Annotated in this window: 21 protein-coding genes, 1 tRNA gene and 1 pseudogene; 13 read left to right on the forward strand and 10 right to left on the reverse strand. The window is 72.3% G+C overall.

What is annotated here, in order from left to right; genetic code table 11:
* Positions 1–57: 57 nt before the first annotated feature.
* Entirely contained in the window at positions 58–330 is a 273-nt protein-coding gene (locus RBXJA2T_RS18165) for a DUF3106 domain-containing protein (protein ID WP_009858891.1), read from the reverse strand.
* A 147-nt stretch (positions 331–477) separates the two neighbouring features.
* Here RBXJA2T_RS18165 and RBXJA2T_RS18170 point away from each other — a divergent pair, with 147 nt between their 5' ends.
* The 5 genes from RBXJA2T_RS18170 (at position 478) to RBXJA2T_RS20985 (ending at position 4,613) form a co-directional block, all read left to right on the forward strand.
* Positions 478–1,011 (forward strand): hypothetical protein, encoded by a 534-nt coding sequence (locus tag RBXJA2T_RS18170; protein WP_009858892.1) that lies wholly within the window; start codon positions 478–480, stop codon positions 1,009–1,011.
* Positions 1,008–2,570, forward strand: coding sequence for a bifunctional aminoglycoside phosphotransferase/ATP-binding protein (locus tag RBXJA2T_RS18175; protein WP_009858893.1), 1,563 nt, complete (start codon positions 1,008–1,010; stop codon positions 2,568–2,570). The genes RBXJA2T_RS18170 and RBXJA2T_RS18175 overlap by 4 nt, the downstream gene beginning before the upstream one ends.
* Positions 2,571–2,667: 97 nt before the next feature.
* Positions 2,668–2,889 (forward strand): hypothetical protein, encoded by a 222-nt coding sequence (locus RBXJA2T_RS18180; protein ID WP_009858894.1) that lies wholly within the window; start codon positions 2,668–2,670, stop codon positions 2,887–2,889.
* A 123-nt stretch (positions 2,890–3,012) separates the two neighbouring features.
* Complete coding sequence (locus RBXJA2T_RS18185) at positions 3,013–3,840, forward strand: universal stress protein (protein ID WP_009858895.1); 828 nt, start codon at positions 3,013–3,015, stop codon at positions 3,838–3,840.
* A 122-nt stretch (positions 3,841–3,962) separates the two neighbouring features.
* Positions 3,963–4,613 (forward strand): hypothetical protein, encoded by a 651-nt coding sequence (locus RBXJA2T_RS20985; protein WP_009858896.1) that lies wholly within the window; start codon positions 3,963–3,965, stop codon positions 4,611–4,613.
* 326 nt (positions 4,614–4,939) lie between these two features.
* Here RBXJA2T_RS20985 and RBXJA2T_RS18195 read toward each other — a convergent pair whose 3' ends face one another.
* The gene (locus RBXJA2T_RS18195; RefSeq protein WP_009858897.1) at positions 4,940–6,109 is read right to left on the reverse strand and encodes a radical SAM/SPASM domain-containing protein; all 1,170 of its coding nucleotides are present in this window, start codon (positions 6,107–6,109) and stop codon (positions 4,940–4,942) included.
* Positions 6,110–6,246: 137 nt separating this feature from the next.
* On the opposite strand from RBXJA2T_RS18195, the gene RBXJA2T_RS18200 reads away from it, so the two are divergent.
* From RBXJA2T_RS18200 to katG, 3 genes are all read left to right on the forward strand, one after another.
* Positions 6,247–6,657: a hypothetical protein gene (locus RBXJA2T_RS18200; protein ID WP_138938930.1), complete on the forward strand. Its 411-nt coding sequence runs from the start codon at positions 6,247–6,249 to the stop codon at positions 6,655–6,657.
* Positions 6,658–6,701: 44 nt separating this feature from the next.
* Positions 6,702–8,123 carry a bifunctional enoyl-CoA hydratase/phosphate acetyltransferase gene (locus RBXJA2T_RS18205; RefSeq protein WP_009858899.1) on the forward strand — a complete coding sequence of 474 codons (1,422 nt, stop codon included), beginning with the start codon at positions 6,702–6,704 and terminating at the stop codon, positions 8,121–8,123.
* 72 nt (positions 8,124–8,195) lie between these two features.
* Entirely contained in the window at positions 8,196–10,406 is a 2,211-nt protein-coding gene (gene katG / locus RBXJA2T_RS18210; protein ID WP_009858900.1) for a catalase/peroxidase HPI, read from the forward strand.
* Positions 10,407–10,464: 58 nt separating this feature from the next.
* On the opposite strand, the gene RBXJA2T_RS18215 is transcribed toward katG, so the two are convergent.
* From RBXJA2T_RS18215 to RBXJA2T_RS18235, 5 genes are all read right to left on the reverse strand, one after another.
* A complete protein-coding gene (locus RBXJA2T_RS18215; protein WP_009858901.1) occupies positions 10,465–11,406 on the reverse strand; it encodes a bestrophin family protein in 942 nt (313 codons plus the stop codon).
* 56 nt (positions 11,407–11,462) lie between these two features.
* Positions 11,463–11,554, reverse strand: a tRNA-Ser gene (locus RBXJA2T_RS18220).
* Positions 11,555–11,597: 43 nt separating this feature from the next.
* The gene (serS, locus tag RBXJA2T_RS18225) at positions 11,598–12,890 is read right to left on the reverse strand and encodes a serine--tRNA ligase (RefSeq protein WP_009858902.1); all 1,293 of its coding nucleotides are present in this window, start codon (positions 12,888–12,890) and stop codon (positions 11,598–11,600) included.
* A 77-nt stretch (positions 12,891–12,967) separates the two neighbouring features.
* Complete coding sequence (ispH, locus tag RBXJA2T_RS18230; protein WP_009858903.1) at positions 12,968–13,939, reverse strand: 4-hydroxy-3-methylbut-2-enyl diphosphate reductase; 972 nt, start codon at positions 13,937–13,939, stop codon at positions 12,968–12,970.
* The gene (locus tag RBXJA2T_RS18235) at positions 13,939–14,382 is read right to left on the reverse strand and encodes an FKBP-type peptidyl-prolyl cis-trans isomerase (protein WP_009858904.1); all 444 of its coding nucleotides are present in this window, start codon (positions 14,380–14,382) and stop codon (positions 13,939–13,941) included. The genes ispH and RBXJA2T_RS18235 overlap by 1 nt, the downstream gene beginning before the upstream one ends.
* Before the next feature lie 53 nt (positions 14,383–14,435).
* On the opposite strand from RBXJA2T_RS18235, the gene radC reads away from it, so the two are divergent.
* Positions 14,436–15,113, forward strand: coding sequence for a RadC family protein (radC, locus tag RBXJA2T_RS18240; protein ID WP_009858905.1), 678 nt, complete (start codon positions 14,436–14,438; stop codon positions 15,111–15,113).
* Entirely contained in the window at positions 15,110–15,739 is a 630-nt protein-coding gene (locus RBXJA2T_RS18245) for a Smr/MutS family protein (protein ID WP_009858906.1), read from the forward strand. The genes radC and RBXJA2T_RS18245 overlap by 4 nt, the downstream gene beginning before the upstream one ends.
* Before the next feature lie 188 nt (positions 15,740–15,927).
* Here RBXJA2T_RS18245 and RBXJA2T_RS18250 read toward each other — a convergent pair whose 3' ends face one another.
* Genes RBXJA2T_RS18250 through RBXJA2T_RS18260 form a run of 3 tightly spaced genes read right to left on the reverse strand, consistent with a single transcriptional unit; the run spans position 15,928 to position 17,890 of the window.
* On the reverse strand, positions 15,928–16,326 hold the full coding sequence (locus tag RBXJA2T_RS18250) for a group II truncated hemoglobin (protein WP_009858907.1): 399 nt from the start codon (positions 16,324–16,326) through the stop codon (positions 15,928–15,930).
* Positions 16,323–17,159 (reverse strand): MinD/ParA family protein, encoded by an 837-nt coding sequence (locus tag RBXJA2T_RS18255; protein WP_009858908.1) that lies wholly within the window; start codon positions 17,157–17,159, stop codon positions 16,323–16,325. The genes RBXJA2T_RS18250 and RBXJA2T_RS18255 overlap by 4 nt, the downstream gene beginning before the upstream one ends.
* Positions 17,156–17,890, reverse strand: coding sequence for a GGDEF domain-containing protein (locus RBXJA2T_RS18260; RefSeq protein WP_029718640.1), 735 nt, complete (start codon positions 17,888–17,890; stop codon positions 17,156–17,158). Before RBXJA2T_RS18260 ends, RBXJA2T_RS18255 begins: the two co-directional genes overlap by 4 nt.
* Positions 17,891–18,075: 185 nt before the next feature.
* On the opposite strand from RBXJA2T_RS18260, the pseudogene RBXJA2T_RS18265 reads away from it, so the two are divergent.
* The 3 genes and pseudogenes from RBXJA2T_RS18265 (at position 18,076) to RBXJA2T_RS18275 (ending at position 20,762) form a co-directional block, all read left to right on the forward strand.
* Positions 18,076–18,916: pseudogene (locus RBXJA2T_RS18265) on the forward strand (CheR family methyltransferase).
* A gap of 56 nt (positions 18,917–18,972) precedes the next feature.
* Complete coding sequence (cheD, locus tag RBXJA2T_RS18270) at positions 18,973–19,641, forward strand: chemoreceptor glutamine deamidase CheD (RefSeq protein WP_009858911.1); 669 nt, start codon at positions 18,973–18,975, stop codon at positions 19,639–19,641.
* Positions 19,642–19,673: 32 nt separating this feature from the next.
* Positions 19,674–20,762, forward strand: coding sequence for a protein-glutamate methylesterase/protein-glutamine glutaminase (locus tag RBXJA2T_RS18275; RefSeq protein ID WP_009858912.1), 1,089 nt, complete (start codon positions 19,674–19,676; stop codon positions 20,760–20,762).
* Positions 20,763–20,866 lie beyond the last annotated feature (104 nt).

Consider the following 20,866-nt stretch of genomic DNA (forward strand, 5'->3'; position numbering starts at 1 on the left):
CCTGCGCTCGAAGACGCCGCAAGCCCGCGGCCCGCGGCGCCCGGGCCGCGGGCGGGGTCAGGAGCCGGCGGGCGCCGAGGCGGGCGGCGCCGCACGCGCGCCGCCACGGCGCTCGGCCAGGCGCTTCTTCGCCGCGGCACGTTCCTCGGGGCTCATCTGCTGCCAGCGATCACGCAGCTTCTCGCGGGCCCGCGCCTGCTGCTCGGGCGACATCGACTCCCAGCGCTCCTTCATCGCCTCGCGGCGCTCGCCGCCGGCCGGCTGGGCCAACGCCGGGACCGACAGCGACGCGGCGGCAGCCAGCGCGAGCACGGACACGAACCTGTTCATCGGGGCACTCCTCGGGTGGCACGGCGGCGGATGCCGCCTGCGTTTCAATGCGGCGCCCACCGGCGCCGTTGACCGCGGCGCCGCACGGGCACGCAAAGAAACGTGTCTGCGGCGCTAGCATGACCGCATCCGCCCGCCTTCGCCGCCGTGCCGCACCCGCACCGTCCGCTGCTGCCCCTGCTCGTCCTGGCCTGCACCGCCGCCCTGCCCCGGCCCGCGGCGGCCGACTGCACGCTGGTCTTCGGCCAGGGCCGCCACGTCGACGCCGCCGACACCGAGGCCGCGCGCCAGTGGGACGGCATCAACCTGGCGTTCAACCAGCGTGTCGCGCAGGTGCTGGGCGAGCGCGGCGAGACGGCGCTGCCGCTGGTCGCGCGTGTGGCCGCCGACGACCCGGCCACCACCGTGCGCGCGGTGATCGCCCGGGCCGAGGACGCCGGCTGCGTGCGCATCGTCGAGACCACGGTCTTCGCCGACACCGAGGCCGGCGCGCTGGTCGCCCGGCTGCGCGAGTACCCGCTGCTGCAGGCCGCCGACGGCCGGCCGCGCATCGGGGCGCCGCGCCACACCGTCGAGCGCCAGTTCGATCTCAGCGGCGCGACGCTGGAGCGCGTGCGTCCGGCGGCGCTGGGCGCGCAGATGGCCGCCGAACTCGTCGAGCAGCGCGCCGCGCGTCGATGATGGCGGCTGCCGAACTCGACGATCCGGCCCAGGCGCGCCTCGTCGCGCGGCTGGCCCAGGCGCTGGCGGCGCAGGGCCCGGTGCAGGCCTTCGAGACCCATGTCTCGCGCGTGCTCGTCAGCGCCGAGCACGCCTGGAAGTTCAAGAAGCCGATCGCGCCGGGATTCCTCGACTACACGACACGCGAGCGCCGCCGCCGCTTCTGCGACGCCGAGCTGGCGCTGAACCGGCGCCTGGCGCCCGAGCTGTACCTGGACGTCGTCGCCGTGACCGGCACGCCCGAGGCGCCGCGCCTGGGCGGCGACGGCGAGGCGCTGGACTGGGCGCTGCGCATGCGTGCCTTCGCCCAGGACGGGCTCTGGGACCGCCTGGCCGCACGCGGCGCGCTGGGCGCGGCGCAGGTGGACGCGCTGGTGGCGGTGCTGGCGCGGTTCCACGCCGGCGCCGCCGTCGCGCCCGCCGACGGCGAGTTCGGCCACCCCGAGCGCGTGCGCGCGCCGCTGGTGGACAGCCTGGACGTGCTCGACACGCTGGCGGCCGCGGCGCCGGCCACTGCCGCGCTGGGCGAGCTGCGCGCCTGGCAGACGCGGCAGTTCGCGCGGCTGCAGCCGGTGTTCGCTGCGCGCCTGGCCGCCGGCCGCGTGCGCGAGTGCCACGGCGACCTGCACCTGGGCAACGTCGTCGAGATCGACGGCCGCACGACGGTCTTCGACTGCATCGAGTTCAACGAGGACTTCCGCTGGATCGACGTGGCCAGCGAGGTGGCCTTCATGGCGATGGACCTGCACGCGCACGGCCTGCCGGCGCTGGCCCACCGCTTCGTCGACGGCTGGATGGCCGCCTGCGGCGACTACGACGCGGCGCGCGTGCTGCGCTACTACCTCGTGCACCGCGCGCTGGTGCGCGCCAAGGTCGCCGCGCTGCGCGCCGCGCAGCCGGGTGCACCGGCCGACGCCGCGGCCGAGGCCCGGCGCTACATCGCGCTGGCGCTGCAGGCCACGCGTGCGCCGGCGCCGGTGCTGCTCGTCACGCACGGCGTGTCGGGCAGCGGCAAGACCACGCTGACCCAGCCGCTGGTCGAGGGCGAAGGCGCGCTGCGCGTGCGCGCCGACGTCGAGCGCAAGCGGCTGTTCGGCCTGCAGCCGCTGGAGCGGCCCGACGCCGCGCTGAAGACGCGGCTGTACGGCGCCGAGGCCGGCAGCGCCACCTACGCCCGGCTGCTCGACGCCGCCGGGGCGGTGCTCGACGGCGGCTTCGTCGTGGTGCTCGACGCGACCTTCCTGCACCGTGCGGCCCGCGACGCGGCACGCCGCTTCGCCGCCGCACGCGGCGCGCGCTTCGTGCTGCTGGACTTCGCCGCCGACGACGCGACGCTGCGCGCCCGCGTCGCCGCCCGCGGGCAGCGCGGCGACGACGCCTCGGACGCCGACCTGGCGGTGCTCGCCGCGCAGCAGCGATCCGGCGACCCGCTGGACGCCGCCGAAGCCGCCGCGGCGCTGCGCGTGACGCCGGACCAGGCGCCGGACTGGCCCGCGCTGCTGGCCGCGCCCGTGACATAGCCGACACGGACGGCGGCCACGAGACGCCTGCGACGCCGTCGCTTGCCGCCGGTCAACCCGGCCGGACGACCGGCTCGCGAGGATCGCGCCCGGCACCGTGGCCCGTCGCCACGCCGCCGCCGAGCAGCCGATGTGCGCCCTCCGAGTCACCGACCCGTTCGACCCCGAACCCGCCGCGCCGCCGGTGCCGCAGCTGGCCTGGCCGCGGCGCCACGCCGGCCCGCCCGCCGCCGAGCACGGTGACGCCGACGCCGGCATGCGCCCCGCCGCCGAGCGCTCCTGGCGCCGCCACGCCCACCCGGGCGTCCCGCGCGGCTGAGGACGTTCGCCCGCGGGTTGAGCGGGCGCCTTGACACCCGCCGCCACGCGGCGGAGCATGGCCGCGACACCCCCACCCGCTGCCCGGGCGGGCGGCAGGCGCCACCCGGGCCAGGAGCGCACCATGAAGAGCATCCTCGTCCACCTCGACGCCTCGCCGCGCTCGGCGACCCGCCTCGCGCTGGCCCACCGCCTCGCACGCCAGCACGGCGCCCAGCTGACCGCGGTCTTCGCGGTGCTGCCGGCCATCGTCGCCGTGCCCTTCGCCGCGGCCGAAGGCGCCTATGCCGCCGCCTCGCTGCTCGAGGAGACCGACCGCCAGCTGCGCGCCCGTGCGCGCGAGATGTTCGAGCGTGAAGCGGTTTCCGGCGTGCCGATGCAGTGGTTCGAGATCCGCCACGACACGCTGGAGGTCGCGGTCGTCGAGCACGCGCTGTTCGCCGACCTGCTGGTGCTCGGCCAGCACGACCCCGACGACCGCGAGGCCGGCCCGGTGCCGCGCGGCCTGGTCGCGACGCTGGTGCACGACAGCGGCAAGCCGGCGCTGGTGCTGCCGGCGCAGGGCGAGTTCGGCGCGCCGGTGCGCCGCGTGCTGATCGCCTGGAAACCCACGCCCGAGGCCGCGCGTGCGGTGGCCGCCGCCCGGCCCTGGCTGCTGGCGGCCGAGGAGGTGCACGTCGCCTGCACGCTGGCGCGGCGCGACGACGAGCGCACCGGCGTCGCGGCGCTCGAGCGCTGGCTGCGCGCCAGCGGCGTCACCGCGCCGATCCGCAGCCACGGCCTGGCCGGCACCGGCATCGGCGAGGCACTGCTGTCGGTGGCCGCCGACACCGACGCCGACCTGCTGGTGATGGGCTGCTACGGCCACAGCCGGGCGCGCGAGCTGGTGCTGGGCGGCGTCACGCGCACGGTGCTGCGCTCGATGACGCTGCCGGTGCTGATGGCGCACTGACGCGCCCCCGCTCTGGAGAGCGCTCTCTAGGAAAGACCGCCGTCCTGGGGAGCGCTCTCTAGGCGCAAGGCCGAGACTGGGTGGTGTCGGCAAAGCCCATTCACCATCCACGGAGGCAGCACATGTCCACTCAAGACCTCGCCAGCGTCACGCTGAAGACGATCGAGAACTACCGCGCCGCGGCCGAGAAGACGGTCGCGGCCTACCGCTTCGGCGGCCACCGCCTCGTCGGCCTGGTCGATGGCGTGATCGAGAAGGGCGTCTACACCCGCACCGCCCGCATCGCGCCGCGCACCACCGACAAGATGAACGCGTTGCGCGGCACCGTCGCCGGCACGGTCGACAAGGGCATCGACGAGGTCGCCGACCGCGCCGTCAAGCTCGTTGACCTCGGTGGCGACACCGCCGCCGCGCAGGTCGCGAAGATGGCCGATCTGGCCGCCGGCGTCGACAACACGGTGCTGGCCAACGGCCTGCACACCGCGGCCAAGATGACGCTGCCCGGCGCGAAGATCGCGCTGAAGCTGTCGACGACCGTGGTGCGCGGCGCCGAGCGCCTGGCCGACGCGGCCGGAACGCCCAAGGCGCGCAAGGCGACGCGTGCGGCGGTCGGCAAGAAGCGCACGAAGGCCGTCGCCGAGGCGGTGAAGCCGGCGGCACGCCGGGTGCGCAAGGCGGTCGCCGAAGTGGCGGCGGTGGTCGAGGCGGCGCCGGCGAAGAAGCCGCGCCGCGCACGCCCGGCGAAGGCCGCCGAGGCGGCGCCCGCCGCCTGAGCACGCGCCCGCCGCGGCCGCGGCATCACCAGGGGCCCTTCGGGGCCCTTTTTCGTTGCCGCCGCACGGAACCAGGCTTCGCCCGGTGCGCCAGCGTGAAAACAGCACTTTTCACGCAGCACAAATATCATTAATATCACTGCATCGAGGTTGCCGCTGTCGGCACCTCGACACCGGCCCAGCACCGCACGCGCCCCGGCGCCTGCGCCCTGCCGTCGTCCGGGACGGGTTCTGACGGCGCCGCGCACCCGCGCGGCGGACTTCGCCGGTCGAGGTGCCTCCGATGCCTCGACCGGCTTTCTTTTTCTGCAGCGCGGGCCGGCCCGTCAGGGCATGACTTCGACGTACTGGTAGACCTCGCAGTCCAGCAGCACGCGGCGCTGCGGCAGCGGCAGCTGCTCGAACCAGCCCGTGACGTCGTGGCGGTCGATCTCGCGGCCGAGGTGGCGCACCAGCTCGCAGATCGGGTCGGTGACCTTGCTGCGCCAGTCGCCGTCCTCGCGCACGTAGCCGAGGTACAGGTTCTTCATGCAGTTGCCGCGGCACCAGCTCTGCGCCTCGCAGCTCGTGCAGGGCATCTTCGGGTCGGGCTGCAGCGGGCTGCGGCGCAGCCAGTTGCCGACGACGTCGCCGGTCTGCATCTCCGGCAGGTGCATCAGGTCCGGGCAGGCGAAGATGCGGCCGTCGGGCATCACGTTGAGGATGTGCGTCGACACGCGGCAGGCCGTGCCGCCGCCGCACTGCTCGACGGCGCGCGACGGGAACAGCTTGTTGCGCACCGCGCCCATCAGCGGGATGAAGGGGTAGACGCGGTCGCTGTCGGCGAAGAAACGCTCGACGAGCTGCGTCAGCACCGCCTTGCGGCGCTCGACCGACTGGCCGGCATAGGCGTCGCCGGCGACGAACTGGAAGTAGACGTAGTCGAAGGCCTTCGTCAGTTGGTCCAGCTCGTCGAAGCTGATGGTCTCGTCGGACCAGGTCACGCGGGCCGTCAGCGTGCCGCCCAGGCTGTCGCGCACGACGCCGACGTTGCGCAGGATCTGCTTGTAGATGCCCTTGCCGCGGTAGCCGTCGGTCACCTCCTGGCCGCCGTCGATCGACACGAGCACGTTCGACAGGCGCTGCAGCACGTGGTGGCTGAGGTCGTCGAGCAGCGTGCCGTTGGTCTGCAGCTGGAAGCGGAACAGCGGGTGGCGCTGCATCACGGCCTCGATGAACGGCCGGTTCAGCGTCGGCTCGCCGCCGTAGAACGTGACGTAGACCTCCTTGCCGGCGAGCTGCTGGGCGATGAACGCGTCGAGCTGGTCCATCGTGTAGGCCACGTGGCCCTGCGACTCGCGCACGTCGCCTTCGGCGATCGAGCAGTAGCTGCACTTCAGGTTGCAGCGCAGCGTGGTCAGCAGCTGCAGCTCGACACGCTGGCCGACGATGGCCGGCTGGGAGTCGGTGGCGGCGGTGCCGGCTCGCGGATGGAGGACGATGGCTTGTTCGGACATGATCGGGTCGGTCGACTCCTCGGGAAATCGATGCGGTTGGGAGCGCGTGGAGCGCGAGGGTGAAGCCGGGGCCTGGCCGCACGGCGGGGGCGCAGTGTCCCTGCCCCCGGTTCGGGCGTCCCGCCACCAGATCAAGGTTGCGGCAGATCAAGCGCCAGCCCGGCGTGCAATTGCACGACGCCCCCCGGCGGGTATCCGGCACGGCAGCGCGCCCCGCGCTACGCTCGGTCATCGGCGTGCACTGGACGCACGCCAGGTTTGCCATGAATGCCTTTTTCGTGCCCGCCGAATGGCGCATCGTCGTCTTCGGCCTGCGCACCCAATGCACCATCGATGAACTTCACGCCCTGCTGGGACGCTGGGCCGACACGGAGGTCGAGATCGAGATCGTCATCGTGTCCGAGGCCGCCGACGACGCGATGGCGATCCTGCGCCTGCGCGCGGCCCTGCCCTACACGACCTGGCGCCTGGCGCAGCGGCTGGACCGACGGGTGCACGACGGCCGCCGGTTGCGATCCTGGATCCCCGTGATGGCCTGGCAGCGTTAGTCTTCGCTCCCGGCGGCCCCGTCACGGCCGCGGTCGGACGGCAGATGGACATCGACCTGCGCGACGAGTGGCTGGAGAACAGCACCTTCGACGAACTCGCCGTCGGCCGCAGCGCGACGATGCGCCGCGCCCTGACCGACGCCGACATCGCCGGCTTCGCCGCGATCTCCGGCGACCTGAACCCCACCCACCTGGACGACCGCTTCGCGCGCGAGGAAGGCCTGGCCGGCCGCACCGCGCACGGCATGTGGAGCGGCGCGCTGGTGTCGACCGTGCTCGGCACCGTCTTCCCCGGCCCGGGCACACGCTACGTCTCGCAGCGCATGGACTTCCACGCCACGGCGCGCGCCGGCGACGTGCTGGAGGTGCGGGTCGCCGTGTGCGCCAAGGACGCCGCCAGCGGCCGCGTGACGCTGGACTGCAGCGTGCGCCGCCAGGACGGCACGCTGCTGATGGACGGGCAGGCCGTCGTCGAGGCGCCGCGCCACAAGGAGCGGGTGCGCAAGGCCACCGGGCTGCGCTGGCACGTCTTCGACGCCGCCGCCGGCGTGCGCGCGCTGATCGAGCAGGCCGCGCGCCACGCCGGGCTGCGCTGCGCCGTCGTGCACCCCTGCGACGCCGAGTCGCTGCGCGGCGCGCTCGATGCCGCCCGCCACGGCCTGTTCACGCCGGTGCTGGTGGCGCCGCGCGACCGCCTGATCGCCACCGCCGACGCCGCCGGGCTGGACCTGGCCGGCGTCGAGATCGAGGACGTGCGCCACAGCCACGCCGCCGCCGAACGCGCCGCCGCGATGGCCGCCGACGGCGCGGTGCAGGCGCTGATGAAGGGCAGCCTGCACACCGACGAGGTGATGAAGGCCGTGCTGTCGCGCCCCGAGCTGCGCACCGGGCGCCGCATCTCGCACGTCTTCCGCTTCGACGCGCCGGCGTACCACAAGCCGCTGCTCGTCACCGACGCGGCGATGAACATCACGCCGACGCTCGACGACAAGGCGCACATCGTGCAGAACGCGATCGACCTGGCGCTGGTGCTCGGCGTCGACCTGCCCAAGGTGGCGGTGCTGGCGGCCGTCGAAGGCGTCAACCCGAAGATGGCCTGCACGCTGGACGCCGCGGCGCTGTGCAAGATGGCCGACCGCGGCCAGATCCGCGGCGCCATCGTCGACGGCCCGCTGGCCTTCGACAACGCGATCTCGGCCGAGGCCGCGCGCACCAAGGGCATCGTCTCGCCGGTGGCCGGCAACCCCGACATCCTCGTGGTGCCCGACCTCGTGTCGGGCAACATCCTCGCGAAGCAGCTGGAATACCTGGGCGGCGCGGTGGGCAGCGGCATCGTGCTCGGCGCGCGGGTGCCGATCGCGCTGACCAGCCGCGCCGACGGCGCCACCGCGCGGCTGGCGTCAGCGGCGCTGGCGGTGCTGGTGGCGCAGTCCGGCGCCCGGGCGTCGATCGACAAGATAGCCTAATGCAATCACATTGGCTCGCGCGATTGACTAAATTGATGCTCGTCGTTCAGACCTGACTCGAGGAGATTGCCGATGTCCACCGAAGCCCGCTGCCCCTTCCACGCCGAACACGGCGCCCGTGTCACGGCCCAGATGCGGTCCAACACCGACTGGTGGCCGAAGCGGCTGAACCTGAAGATCCTGCACCAGCACTCGGCCAAGTCCGACCCGATGGGCGCCGGCTTCGACTACGCGGCCGAGTTCCGCAAGCTCGACTACGCCGCCGTCAAACACGACCTGCGCGTGCTGATGACCGACTCGCAGGACTGGTGGCCGGCCGACTGGGGCCACTACGGCGGCCTGATGATCCGCATGGCCTGGCACAGCGCCGGCACCTACCGCACCGCCGACGGCCGTGGCGGCGGCGGGCGCGGCAACCAGCGCTTCGCGCCGCTGAACAGCTGGCCCGACAACGGCAACCTGGACAAGGCGCGCCGCCTGCTCTGGCCGATCAAGAAGAAGTACGGCAACCAGCTGAGCTGGGCCGACCTGATGATCCTGGCCGGCAACGTCGCGCTGGAGTCGATGGGCTTCAAGACCTTCGGCTTCGGCGGCGGCCGCCCGGACATCTGGGAGCCCGAGGAAGACGTCAACTGGGGCGCCGAGGCCGAGTGGCTGGCCACCAGCGACAAGCCCAACAGCCGCTACAGCGGCGAGCGTGAGCTCGCCAACCCGCTGGCCGCGGTGCAGATGGGCCTGATCTACGTGAACCCCGAAGGCCCGGACGGCAAGCCCGACCCGGTGGCCTCGGGCCGCGACGTGCGCGAGACCTTCGCCCGCATGGCGATGAACGACGAGGAGACCGTCGCGCTCGTGGCCGGCGGCCACACCTTCGGCAAGGCGCACGGCGCCGGCGACGCCGCGCTGGTCGGCCCCGAACCCGAGGCCGCGTCGATCGAGCAGATGGGCCTGGGCTGGCAGAACGCCTTCGGCAGCGGCAAGGGCGTGCACACCACGACCAGCGGCATCGAAGGCGCCTGGAAGCCCCACCCGACACGCTGGGACATGGGCTACTTCGACATGCTCTTCGGCTACGAGTGGGAGCTGGTCAAGAGCCCGGCCGGCGCCTGGCAGTGGCTCGCCAAGGACGTGAAGCCCGAGCACCTGATCCCCGACGCCCACGACCCCAGCCGCAAGCACCGGCCGATGATGACGACGGCCGACCTGTCGCTGCGTTTCGACCCGGTCTACGAGCCGATCTCGCGCCGCTTCCACCAGAACCCGGAACTCTTCGCCGACGCCTTCGCCCGCGCCTGGTTCAAGCTGACGCACCGCGACATGGGGCCGCGCTCGCGTTACCTGGGCCCGGAGGTGCCGGCCGAAAACCTGATCTGGCAGGACCCGGTGCCCGCGGTCGACCACGCGCTGGTCGACGCCGCCGACATCGAACAGCTCAAGGCCGAGGTGCTGGCCTCGGGGCTGACGGTCGCCGAGCTGGTGAAGACCGCCTGGGCCTCGGCCTCGACCTTCCGCGGTTCGGACAAACGCGGCGGCGCCAACGGCGCGCGCATCCGTCTGGCGCCGCAGAAGGACTGGGACGTCAACGAACCGGCCGAGCTGGCGCGGGTGCTGGCGGTGCTGGACGGCGTGCGCGAGCGTTTCAACGCCGCGCAGACCGGCGGCAAGCGCATCTCGGCGGCCGACCTGATCGTGCTCGCCGGCAGTGCCGCCGTCGAGGAAGCCGCGCGCCGCGCCGGACATCCGGTGACGGTGGCCTTCGCCCCGGGCCGCACCGACGCCCGCCAGGAGCAGACCGACGTCGAGTCCTTCGCGGTGCTCGAGCCGCGCGCCGACGGCTTCCGCAACTACCAGCGTGCCGACAGCCAGGCACCGGCCGAGGAGCTTCTGCTCGACCGCGCCCAGCTGCTGACGCTGACGGCGCCGGAGATGACGGTGCTCGTCGGCGGCCTGCGGGTGCTCGGTGCCAACACCGGCCGCAGCACGCACGGCCAGCTGACCGAGCGCCCGGGCACGCTGTCGACCGACTTCTTCGTCAACCTGCTCGACATGGGCACGAAGTGGGGCCCGGCGGCCGAGGCCGGCGTCTACGAAGGCCGCGACCGCGCCAGCGGCGCGCTGAAGTGGACGGCGACACGCGCCGACCTGGTCTTCGGCTCGAACTCCGAGCTGCGCGCGCTGCTGGAGGTCTACGCCAGCGACGACAACGCCGGCAAGTTCGTGCAGGACTTCGCCGCGGCGTGGACCAAGGTGATGAACCTCGACCGCTTCGACCTCGCCGCCTGAGCGGCGGCTGGAACCGGCTGACGACGACGGGCCCCGCGGGGCCCGTTTTTCATGGCGCTCAGCGCAGCCAGAAGTCCACCGGCTGCAGCGGCGGCGGGATGCCCTCGTCGCCCAGGCTCTCGCGCAGGCCGATCTCGATCGTGCGGCAGATCGCGTCCAGCGGCAGGTCGTTGTAGCCGTGTCCGAACGGGTTCTCGATCTCGTCGCCGACGGCGTCCAGGCCGAAGAAGGTGTAGGCGACAAAGGCCACGACCAGCGGCGTGACGAAGCCCAGCGCGTCGATCAGGCCGAAGGGCAGCAGGAAACAGTACAGGTAGGCCGTGCGGTGCAGCAGCAGCGAGTAGGCGAACGGGATCGGCGTGCCCTTGATGCGCTCGCAGCCGGCGAAGGCGGCGGCGAACGCGGCCAGCGTCTGGTCCATCTCGCAGGCGACGATGGAGTCGAGCGCGCCCTCGTCCAGGCCGCGGCGCAGGTCGTCGCCCAAACGCTGCAGCAGGTATTCGGGGCCGTTGGACGCGGCCTGCAGCCCGGCCCATTCGGCCGGCGTCAGGAAACGCGCGAGTTCAGGCTCTGGCTTCGTGTCGCGCAGATGGTGGCGCAGCGCGTGCGCCAGCGCGACGGTGCGCCAGACGATGCGCACACGCAGGTCGTCCAGCCCCAGCGAAGCCTGCGCCGGCACCGCGCCGCGCACCAGGCAGCGCGCCTGGCGCGCCAGGCTGCGGCTGCGGTGCACGACGTCGCCCCAGAGCTTGCGCGCCTCCCAGTAGCGGTCGTAGGCGGCGCTGTTGCGAAAGCCGAGGAAGATCGCCAGCGCGATGCCGATCAGCGAGAACGGGATCGTCGTGACGGTGATCTTGTGGTGCAGCAGTTCGCCGTGCAGCAGCGTGACGACGACGGCCGTCAGCGTCGTGCCGGCCAGCGGCACCAGGATGCGGTGCAGGATCGAGCCGCGCAGCACGAAGAACAGGCGCGGGCCGACCGGGCGTTCGCGGAGGATCATGTGGACGGGCCCGAAAAGAAAAATCCCTCACGGCCGGGGGCGGTGAGGGACTGTTCTGGCGGAAAGGGAGGGATTCGAACCCTCGTCACGGGAGGACCCGTGAACCGGATTTCGAGTCCGGCGCATTCGACCACTCTGCCACCTTTCCTGGTATTCGCGTGGTCTCGCTGGGGTCAGCGAAGCCGCGCATTCTAGCGCAGGATTTCGGCGCCGCCTAGATACGGCCGCAAGGCCGCCGGCACGCGGATCGAACCGTCGGCCTGCTGGTGGTTCTCCAGCACCGCGACGAGCGCGCGGCCGACCGCCAGACCCGAGCCGTTGAGCGTGTGCACGAACTCGGTCTTGCCTTGGGCGTTGCGGAAACGCGCCTGCATGCGCCGCGCCTGGAAGGCCTCGCAGTTGCTGCACGAGCTGATCTCGCGGTAGGTGCCCTGCGCCGGCAGCCAGACCTCCAGGTCGTAGGTCTTGGCCGAACCGAAGCCCATGTCGCCACTGCACAGCGTGATCACGCGGTACGGCAGCTCCAGCTTCTGCAGGATGGCCTCGGCATGGCCGACCATCTGCTCGAGCGCCGCGTCGCTGTCTTCGGGACGCACGATCTGCACCATCTCGACCTTGTCGAACTGGTGCTGGCGGATCATGCCGCGCGTGTCGCGCCCGGCGCTGCCGGCTTCCGAGCGGAAGCAGGGGCTGTGCGCCGTCAGCTTGATCGGCAGCGCCGCGGCGTCGAGGATCTGTTCGCGCACGGTGTTCGTCAGCGGGATCTCCGACGTGGAGATCAGGTACTGCTCGCGCTGCTCCTCGTCGCCGCCACGCAGCACCCAGAACATGTCCTCCTTGAACTTCGGCAGCTGGCCGGTGCCTTCGAGCACCTCGCGGTTGACGATGTACGGCGTCCAGCACTCGGTGTAGCCGTGCTCCTGGGTCTGCGTGTCCAGCATGAACTGGGCGAGCGCACGATGCAGGCGTGCGGCCGGGCCGCGCAGGAAGGTGAAACGCGCACCGGCGAGCCTGGCGCCGGTGTCGAAGTCCAGGCCCAGCGGCTGGCCGACGTCGACGTGGTCCTTGGGCGTGAACTCGAACGTGCGCGGCGTGCCCCAGCGGCGCAGCTCGACGTTGCCGCTCTCGTCGGCGCCGACCGGCACGCTGTCCTGCGGCAGGTTCGGGATCGACATCAGCATCTGCTGCAGCTCGGCCTGGATCGCCTCCAGCCGTTCGGCGCCGGCCTTCTGCTCGTCGCCGATGCCGCCGACCTCGGCCATCAGCGCCGAGGCGTCCTCGCCGCGGCCCTTGGCCTGGCCGATCTGCTTGGACAGCTGGTTGCGCCGCGCCTGCAGGTCCTCGGTGCGGGTCTGGATGCGCTTGCGTTCGGCCTCGAGCGCGGTGAAGCGCTCGACGTCGAGGAAGGGTTGCGGCGCGCGGCGCTTTTCGAGACGGGCGACGACGCTCGCGAGGTCGCGGCGCAGCAGGGTGATGTCGAGCATGGGTCCTCCGGAGAGGGTGATTCTAGAAAGGCGAACGGCGCCCTCGTGGCGCCGTCGTCGGGGATGGCGCGGGAATCTCAGTCAGACGCGGACGGCGCGTCGAGCCCGGCCATGCTGCGGTCGCCCAGGCCGCGCGGCAGCGGGAAGCGCACCGACTCCTTGACGCCGTCCATGTTGCGCACGCTGAGCACGCCCAGCTCGCGCAGCCGGGCGATGACCTGCTGCACGAGGATGTCCGGCGCCGAGGCCCCGGCGGTCAGGCCGACGCGGCTGCGGCCCTCGAGCCAGGCCGCCTGCAGGTCGGCGGCGCTGTCGACCATGTGCGCCGGCGTGCCCAGGCGCTCGGCCAGCTCGCGCAGGCGGTTGCTGTTGCTGCTGGTCGGGCTGCCGACGACGATGACGACGTCGACCGCCGGCGCGATCAGCTTGACGGCGTCCTGGCGGTTCTGCGTCGCGTAGCAGATGTCCTGCTTCTTGGGCTCGCGCACGTGCGGGAAGCGCGCCTTCACCGCGGCCAGGATCTCGGCGGCGTCGTCCACCGACAGCGTGGTCTGGGTGACGACGGCGAGCTTGTCGCCGCGCGGCTGCACGCGCGGCACGTCCTCGGCGTCCTCGACGAGGTAGATGCCCTCGGAGAGCTGGCCCATCGTGCCCTCGACCTCGGGGTGCCCCTTGTGGCCGATCATGATGAACTCGTAGCCCTCGCGCGCCAGCTTGGCGACCTCGACGTGGACCTTGGTCACCAGCGGGCAGGTGGCGTCGAAGACCTTGAAGCCGCGGCGGTCGGCCTCCTCGCGCACCGCCTGGCTGACGCCGTGGGCGCTGAAGACCAGCGTCGCGCCGGGCGGCACCTCGGCGAGCTCCTCGATGAAGATCGCGCCCTTGGCCCGCAGGTCATTGACGACGTAGGTGTTGTGCACGATCTCGTGGCGCACGTAGATCGGCGCGCCGAACCTGGCGAGCGCACGCTCGACGATCTCGATCGCGCGGTCGACGCCGGCGCAGAAGCCGCGCGGTTCGGCCAGGACCAGTTCCTCGATCGCCGCCATCACAGCACTCCCAGGATGCGCACCTCGAAGTGCACGGACTGGCCGGCCAACGGGTGGTTGAAATCGAACAGCAGCCAGTCCTCGCCGACCTCGCGCACCATGCCGGCGTAGCTGCCCAGGCCGTCGGGGGTCGGGAACTGGACGACGTCACCGACGGTGTAGACGGTGTCCTCGTCGCCGAGCTCGCGCATCAGCGACATCTTCACGCGCTGCATCAGCTGCGGGTTGCGTTCGCCGAAGGCGGCGCCCGGCGGCAGCTCGAAACGCGCCTCGGCGCCGTCGTCCAGGCCGATCAGCGCCTGCTCCAGGCCCGGCGACAGGTCGCCCGCGCCGATCGTCAGCGTCGCCGGCGTGCCGCCGAAGGTGTTGACGATGTCGCCGCCGTCGGGCCCGGCAAGCCGGTAGTGCAGGGTCAGGAAGGAGCCGGACTGGACGGTGGTCACTGGGGGTACGTCGCTGACGATAGACTGGTTGCGGCCATTGTAAGAGCCGCCCCATGCCCCTCCTGAAGGACCTGCCCGCCGACCAGCGCCCGCGCGAGAAGCTGCTCCAGCGCGGCCCGGGCGCGCTCGCCGACGGCGAGCTGCTGGCGCTGCTGCTGCGCACCGGGCTGCCCGGTGAGGGCGTGTTCGAGCTCGCGCAGCGTGTGCTCGCGGCCTGCGGCGGCGCCGGCGGGCTGCTGGCCGCGACGCCGGCCACGCTGGGCCGGGTCAAGGGCCTGGGGCCGGCCAAGCAGGCCGAGCTGCTGGCGGTGATGGAGCTGGCGCGCCGCGCGCTGGCCGCCAAGGTGCGCGCCGCGCCGGTGTTCGACTCGCCGGACAAGGTCAAGGACTACGTCGCGCTGCAGCTGGCCGGCCGGGAGCACGAGGTCTTCGCGGTGCTGTTCCTCGACAGCCAGCACCGCCTGATCGTGATGGAGGAGATGTTCCACGGCACGCTGACCCAGACCAGCGTCTACCCGCGCGAAGTGGCGCGCCGGGCGCTGGCGCTCAACGCCGGCGCGGTGATCCTGGCGCACAACCACCCGTCGGGCGTCGCCGAACCGTCGCGCGCCGACGAGTTCCTGACGCAGACGCTGCGCCAGGCGCTGCAGCTGCTGGACGTGCGCGTGCTCGACCACCTCGTCGTCGGCCGCGGCCAGGTGGTGTCGATGGCCGAGCGGGGGCTGGTGTGAAGGTCTCCAGCCTGAAGGAACTGCAGGCGCTGCGCGAGGCCATCGCCCGGCGCGAGCGCGAAGCCGCCGAACGCGCCGAGCGCGAACGCCGCGAGGCCGCCGAGGCCGAGGCCCAGCGGCGCGCCTTCGCCCATGCCGTCGGCCCGGTGCATGCGCTGCGGCCGCACGGCCGCGCCCACGTGCACCGCGCCCGCCCGGCGCCGCTGCCGCGCCAGCGCGAGGCCGACGAGCGCGAGGCGCTGCGCGCGACGCTGTCCGACGAGGTCGACGTCGAGTCGCTGCTGCTGACCGACGACGGCCTGTCCTTCCGCCGCTTCGGCGTCGGCCCCGACGTCGTCACCAAACTCCGCCGCGGCCACTGGTCGATCCAGGCCGAGGTCGACCTGCACGGCCTGCGCCGCGACGAAGCCCGCGACGCGCTGGTGCGCTTCGTGCGCGAGGCGCTGCAGCGCGGCCAGCGCTGCGTGCGCGTCGTGCACGGCAAGGGCCACGGCTCGCCGGGGCGCAAGCCGGTGCTGAAGGTCAAGGCGCAGCGCTGGCTGGCGCAGTGCGAGGAGGTCATCGCCTTCGCCCAGGCCACCGGGCCGCAGGGCGGCGCCGGGGCGCTGATCGTGCTGCTGGGGTGAGCACGGACAGCCGGCCCCTCGGGCCAGCCCGCAGCGGCGGGGTCAGGTCACGCAGCGACGGGGTCAGGTCTCGAAAGACCTGACCCCGGGCGTCGGGGGGCATCGCCTGGGGAGCGGGGTCAGCGGGGGAACGGGGTCAGGTCTCGAGAGACCTGACCCCGGGCGTCCCTGACCCCGGGCGTCCCGCTTCACCCGCCCTGGTTGCGCATCCAGTCGGCGGTGCCGAACAGCGACTCGGTCAGCCGGTCGGCCAGTGCGGGTTCGAGGCCGCAGTCGCCCAGCGCCTGGATCATGCAGGCCATCCACTGGTCGCGTTCGGCGATGCCGATCGCGTACGGCAGGTGGCGCGCACGCAGCCGCGGGTGGCCGAAACGCTGGACATAGTGATCCGGCCCGCCAAGCCAGCCGCAGAGGAACCAGAACAGCTTGTCGCGCGAGCCGTCCAGGCTTTGGGGGTGCATCGCCCGCAGCGCCGCGTAGGCCGGCTCCAGCTCCATCAGGTCGTAGAAGCGGTCGACCAGCGTGCGAACGCCGGCTTCGCCGCCCAGGCGCACGAACGGCGTCGGCGCGGCTTCGGCGGCGCTCACCGCGCGCCGTCGACGAGGGACAGCAGCCGAGTCGCGACGCCGACCATGGCGATCGCCGCCGGCGTCCCGGGCAGGCTTTCCAGCAGCAGCTGGCGGCGCAGCACGGCTTCGCGCACCGCGGGATCGGCAGGCAGCTCGCCGAGCAGGTCCAGGCGCACCGGCCCGTCCAGCGACGGCGCGACGTAGCGGTCGACGACGGCCTGCAGCTGCTGGCGAACGGCACGCCCCTCGCCGGGACGTCGTGCCTGGTTGACCAGCGTCTGGATCAGGCGCCGGCCCTGGGTCGTCGCCAGGACCTTGATCGTCGCGTAGGCGTCGGTCAGCGAGGTCGGCTCGGGCGTGGCGACGACGATCGCGTCGTCGGCCAGCGACACCGTGTAGAGCACGACGTCGGAGATGCCGGCGCCGGTGTCGAGGATGACGTGGTCGAAGCGCGGCGCGACCTCGGAGATCACGCGCTGCAGCTGGTCACGCACCTCGGGCGTCATGCGCGAGTACTCGACCATGCCCGAGCCGGCGAGCAGCACCGTGAAGCCGCCCGGCGCCGGCAGCAGCGCGTCCTCGAGCGAGCACTTGCCGGTGAAGACGTCGTGCAGCGTCAGCTTGGGATACAGGTTGAGCACGACGTCCAGGTTGGCCAGCCCCAGGTCGGCGTCGAGCACGAGCACGCGGCGGCCCTGGCGCGCCAGCGCGGCGGCCAGGTTGGCGGCGACGAAGGTCTTGCCGACGCCGCCCTTGCCGCTGGTGATCGCGCTGATGCGCGCACGCGGCCGCGCGGCGCGGGAGGCGTCGTCTCGGGTGGGCACGGCGGCCGGCGGGGTACCGTCGGTCATAGGAAGTCCTGGAAGCTCGTGGAGTCGAACAGCAGCCGCTTCTCGTCGTGGCTGACGTGCGAGTCGGCGGTCGGTTCGAGCAGCACGCGGTTGCGGCCGGCGGCCTTGGCGGCGTAGAGCTGCAGGTCGGCGCGTTCGAGCCACAGCGCCGGTGTGGAACGCACCCACTGCGGTGCGAAGGCACCGCCGACGCTGACGCTCACCGACAGCGCGCGGCCGTTGCCGACAGACACGCTCATGCGCTCGACCTTCTGGCGGATGCGCTCGGCGACGGTCAGGCCGAAGGTGTGCGGGCAGTTGGGCAGGATGATCGCGAACTCCTCGCCGCCGACACGCGCGACGAGGTCCATCGGCCGCACGCTGTCGGCCAGCACGGCGGCGACGGCGCGGATCACCTCGTCGCCGGCGGCATGGCCGTGGCGGTCGTTGACGAGCTTGAAGTGGTCGATGTCGGCCACCAGCATCAGTGCCGGCTCGCCGCTGCGGGCGACACGGTCGATCTCGCGCTCCAGCGCGAGCTGGAAGGCGCGACGGTTGGCCAGGCCGGTGAGCGCGTCACGGCTGGACAGGTCGACCAGGGCGTCGATGAGGCGCTGCATCCACTGCACGCTGCCGGGCTCGCCCGTGGGCTCGGGCAGGCCCGAATGGGCGAGCAGTTGCAGCGCCTCGTTCAGGCGAAGCGTCACGGGCGGATCGGCTGGGGGGTGACGGGGACAGTCCAAGGGTGTCATTCCCGGCAGCGACGACGCCACTCCCCGGGAAAGCACCAGTCTAGCCGGGGCCGCGAACGGCCGCAAAAGAGATCTGAGCGGAAAACGCCGCACAACTCCGGACCACGGCCGCGCCGCACACCGCGACACTGTCGACCGGAACCAACATCCCAGGCCGCGCCGCACGCGCGGCGCGAATGCCTGCCATGAACGCCGCCCTTCCCGTGCTGGCCGCTGTCGCCGACCAGGAGTTCACGCTCTCGGCGGCCGATTTCGAACGCATCCGCCAGCTGATCTACCAGCGCGCCGGCATCAGCCTGCACGCCGGCAAGCAGGCGATGGTCTACAGCCGTCTGTCGCGCCGCCTGCGAGACCGGCTACCGAGACTTCTCGAGCTACCTGCAGGCGCTCGAACGCGGCGGCTCCGACCACGAGTGGCAGGAGTTCGTGAACTGCCTGACCACCAACCTGACGGCCTTCTTCCGCGAGGAACACCACTTCCACGCCCTCGTCGAGGACCTGCGCGCGCGCGCCTCCAAGCCGATCCGCATCTGGTGCAACGCCGCGTCCACCGGCGAGGAGCCGTATTCGCTGGCGATGACCGTCGTCGAGACGCTGGGCACCTCGGCGCAGGCGAAGATCCTGTGCAGCGACATCGACACCAAGGTGCTGGCCACGGCCAGCCGCGGCGTCTACACCGCCGACGCCCGCGGCCTGTCGCCCGAGCGCCTGAAGCGCCACTTCATGCGCGGCACGGCCAAGAACGAGGGCTTCATCCGCGTCAAGCCCGAGCTGTCGCGGCTGGTCGAGTTCCGCACGTTCAACCTGATGAGCACGAGCTGGTCGGCACTGGGCGACCCGTTCGACATCGTGTTCTGCCGCAACGTGATGATCTATTTCGACAACCCGACCCAGCGCAAGGTGCTGGAGCGCACGCACGCGGCGATGAAGCCCGGCGGCCTGCTCTACGTCGGCCACTCGGAGAACTTCACCGACTCGCGCGACCTGTTCAGATTGCGCGGAAAGACGATCTACGAGCGTGTCTGAGGCCGCCGACACGGTCCCGGCTCAAGAACGGATCCGAAACGGACGATAAGACGGCCATGTCAATCGCCTCCCTGTCCGCGGCGCCCGCCGCGCGTGCGCCCGCCGGGCCCTCGCGCCTGGAGCGTCTGAAGAGCGCATCGCGCCGCCCGGGCGAGGCCTCGTTCTTCTTCTACGACTCGCACTTCCGCAACGAGGCGGTCAAGGTGCTGCCCGGCGAGTTCTTCGTGCACGACGAGGACATCCTCATCATGACGACGCTGGGCTCGTGCATCGCCGCGTGCCTGTGGGACCGCGAGAAGAAACTCGGCGGCATGAACCACTTCATGCTGCCCGACGCCGGCGGCTCGGCCGACTGCGGCCGCTACGGCTCGTTCGCGATGGAACTGCTGATCAACGAGATGATCAAGCGCGGCGCCACGCGCTCGACGATGGAGGCCAAGGTCTTCGGCGGCGGCGCGGTCATCAGCGGCATGAACAGCATCAACGTCGGCGAGCGCAACACGACCTTCGTCATGGACTACCTGCGCACCGAGCGCATCACGGTGGTCAGCAAGGACGTGCTCGACATCTACCCGCGCAAGGTGTGTTTCCTGCCGCACAGCGGCAAGGCGATGGTCAAGAAGCTCGCTTCGGCCAACACCGAGGCGCTGGTGGCCCAGGAACGCGCGGCGGCGTCGCAGCGAGTGCCCGCCGGCAGCAGCGGCGGCAGCATCGACCTGTTCTGAACACGGCGACAAGCACGCAGGAGACCGTCAGGATGAGCAAGACCCGCGTCGTCGTCGTCGACGATTCAGCCCTCGTGCGCGGCCTTCTGGCCGAGATCATCAACCGCCAGCCGGACATGACCTGTGTCGGCGCCGCCGCCGACCCGCTGGTGGCGCGCGAGATGATCCGCAACCTGAACCCCGACGTCATCACGCTGGACGTCGAGATGCCGCGCATGGACGGCATCGACTTCCTGTCGCGGCTGATGCGGCTGCGGCCGATGCCGGTGGTGATGGTCTCGACGCTGACCGAACGCGGCGCCGAGGTGACGATGAAGGCGCTGGAACTCGGCGCCGTCGACTTCGTCTCCAAGCCCAAGATCGGCGTCGCCGACGGCCTGCGCCAGCTCGGCGACGACATCACCGAGAAGATCCGCACCGCCGCCAAGGCGCGTGTGCACCGCCTGGCTGCGGCGCCGGCGCCGGCCGCCGCCACCCCCGGCGCCGCCCGCCCGGCGACGGTGAGCCCGCTGGGCCGGCTGTCGACCGAGAAGATCATCTTCATCGGCGCCTCCACCGGCGGCACCGAGGCCACGCGGGAGGTCATCACCCAGCTGCCGCCGGACGCGCCGGCGGTGATGATCACCCAGCACATGCCGCCGGGCTTCACGAAGAGCTATGCCGCGCGGCTGAACGGGCTGGCGCGCATCCGCGTGGCCGAGGCGGTGGACGGCGAGCGTGTGCTGCCCGGCCACGCCTACATCGCCCCGGGCGGCCTGCACCTGTCGGTGGAGCGCTCGGGCGCCAACTACATCGCCCGCGTGCGCGACGGCGACCCGGTCAACCGCCACAAGCCCTCGGTCGAGGTGCTGTTCCAGTCGGCGGCGCGGGTCGTCGGCCCGAACGCGCTGGGCGTGATGCTGACCGGCATGGGCGCCGACGGCGCGCGCGCGATGCGAGAGATGCGCGACGCCGGCAGCTGGAACGTCGCCCAGGACGAGGCGAGCTGCGTCGTCTTCGGCATGCCGCGCGAAGCCATCGCCCACGGCGCGGCGCACGAGGTGCTGCCGCTGCAGCGCATCGCCACGGCGCTGATCGAGCGCCTGCGCAGCACCGCCGGCCTGGCGACGACCCGCGTCTGAACCACGCGGCCCCGGGCCGCAGGCCGGCCCGGAGCTTGCTCCCCCGTCGGGAGGGGCCGACGGCAGCGGGTCTTCATGCCTGCCGGTAGGATCGACGCGGGCAA

It is taken from the genome of Rubrivivax benzoatilyticus JA2 = ATCC BAA-35 (assembly GCF_000190375.1).
Classification (GTDB): domain Bacteria; phylum Pseudomonadota; class Gammaproteobacteria; order Burkholderiales; family Burkholderiaceae_C; genus Rubrivivax; species Rubrivivax benzoatilyticus.

What these genes read in the sequence shown, in the direction of transcription:
- RBXJA2T_RS18255 (WP_009858908.1), bottom strand. Translation starts at nt 17,159, where the DNA reads ATGACCGACGGTACCCCGCCGGCCGCCGTGCCCACCCGAGACGACGCC.
- serS (WP_009858902.1), bottom strand. Translation starts at nt 12,890, where the DNA reads ATGCTCGACATCACCCTGCTGCGCCGCGACCTCGCGAGCGTCGTCGCC.
- RBXJA2T_RS18275 (WP_009858912.1), top strand. Translation starts at nt 19,674, where the DNA reads ATGAGCAAGACCCGCGTCGTCGTCGTCGACGATTCAGCCCTCGTGCGC.
- ispH (WP_009858903.1), bottom strand. Translation starts at nt 13,939, where the DNA reads ATGGCGGCGATCGAGGAACTGGTCCTGGCCGAACCGCGCGGCTTCTGC.
- RBXJA2T_RS18185 (WP_009858895.1), top strand. Translation starts at nt 3,013, where the DNA reads ATGAAGAGCATCCTCGTCCACCTCGACGCCTCGCCGCGCTCGGCGACC.
- RBXJA2T_RS18195 (WP_009858897.1), bottom strand. Translation starts at nt 6,109, where the DNA reads ATGTCCGAACAAGCCATCGTCCTCCATCCGCGAGCCGGCACCGCCGCC.
- RBXJA2T_RS18215 (WP_009858901.1), bottom strand. Translation starts at nt 11,406, where the DNA reads ATGATCCTCCGCGAACGCCCGGTCGGCCCGCGCCTGTTCTTCGTGCTG.
- katG (WP_009858900.1), top strand. Translation starts at nt 8,196, where the DNA reads ATGTCCACCGAAGCCCGCTGCCCCTTCCACGCCGAACACGGCGCCCGT.
- cheD (WP_009858911.1), top strand. Translation starts at nt 18,973, where the DNA reads ATGTCAATCGCCTCCCTGTCCGCGGCGCCCGCCGCGCGTGCGCCCGCC.
- RBXJA2T_RS18260 (WP_029718640.1), bottom strand. Translation starts at nt 17,890, where the DNA reads ATGACACCCTTGGACTGTCCCCGTCACCCCCCAGCCGATCCGCCCGTG.
- RBXJA2T_RS18175 (WP_009858893.1), top strand. Translation starts at nt 1,008, where the DNA reads ATGATGGCGGCTGCCGAACTCGACGATCCGGCCCAGGCGCGCCTCGTC.
- radC (WP_009858905.1), top strand. Translation starts at nt 14,436, where the DNA reads ATGCCCCTCCTGAAGGACCTGCCCGCCGACCAGCGCCCGCGCGAGAAG.
- RBXJA2T_RS18165 (WP_009858891.1), bottom strand. Translation starts at nt 330, where the DNA reads ATGAACAGGTTCGTGTCCGTGCTCGCGCTGGCTGCCGCCGCGTCGCTG.
- RBXJA2T_RS20985 (WP_009858896.1), top strand. Translation starts at nt 3,963, where the DNA reads ATGTCCACTCAAGACCTCGCCAGCGTCACGCTGAAGACGATCGAGAAC.
- RBXJA2T_RS18205 (WP_009858899.1), top strand. Translation starts at nt 6,702, where the DNA reads ATGGACATCGACCTGCGCGACGAGTGGCTGGAGAACAGCACCTTCGAC.